The 952-nt window shown below is 32.4% G+C and carries 2 protein-coding genes; both read right to left on the bottom strand.

The features are described from left to right. Window positions 1–306: hypothetical protein (locus LS69_RS10055; protein WP_138124712.1), on the bottom strand; the 306-nt coding region annotated here is incomplete at its 3' end. 3 nt (window positions 307–309) lie between these two features. Continuing rightward, on the bottom strand, window positions 310–952 hold a 643-nt coding region (locus LS69_RS10670; protein ID WP_202978674.1), incomplete at its 5' end, for a DUF5675 family protein.

Below are 952 nucleotides of genomic sequence, written 5' to 3'. Positions count from 1 at the left end.
ATTAAGATAGGGATTCTCTTCAGGAAAAAAGATTAAATCAATGTTTTTATTATAATTTATATCAAAAGCCCAAGAGATTCTAAGGTTGCCTTTGAGTTTTAAGATTGTGCCAACTTTGCGATTTGCTTCTATTTCTTCTTTTGGGACATTTAATACATCTTCTAAAAGCGCATTGGGGTCTTCAGATGCTATTTTTGCTCTTATATCGTAGTCTTGAGTTAGTTTAGAGCCATAAGGATAGTATTCATTTGTTTTTAAAGATTCTAAAGATAGAAAAAATGATACCATTAAACTATTTCTTCTCATAGATTAACTCTCCTCAAATTGATTGAAAACATGGATTTCAACAAAAGCGTCAATAAAGTCCTTTCCTCTTGCTTTTACCTTTAAATATTCTGGTATTTTAGTCTCAAGCAGTTCCACAAGAGAATCCACTACATCTTTACTTTTAGATTGTAATAACTCTAAGTCTTGTTTGCCTTTTTTAACAAAAGAATGAGAAAGAAGCATACAACCTGCGGAATCTTTAGGAGAATTACCATAATGCACGAGCACTTTTCTATCTTTATGCACGAAATCATTGCTTAGATTGAATGTATTTATATTAAAAGTAGAACTAAGACCCCATTTTACCCCATACCTCCCACTAGGGATTCTAAGCTTAAGTTCTCCTCCTATACTATCAGGTCCGGGTCTATCCAAAATTACTCCAAAGGCTTTATCAATTGGTAAGTTTTTTATATGAATGGATAAATCAGTCATTTTTATATTTACGGCGGTGGAGGTTTTGTTTTGTATATCTGCTATTTTTCCATCAATGCTTATATAGATTCTCCCCATTGTAGATTCGCTCGTTTGTTTAAACCTCTCTATAACAATTAAGATTCTTTTTTGGTATTGGATTCTTAAAGGGATTATGGAATCTTTTTCTTGCTGTAAGTGTGTGGAATCC

The organism is Helicobacter sp. MIT 05-5294, from assembly GCF_000765675.1.
Lineage (GTDB): Bacteria > Campylobacterota > Campylobacteria > Campylobacterales > Helicobacteraceae > Helicobacter_D.
This window is presented reverse-complemented; position numbering and strand designations above follow the sequence as displayed.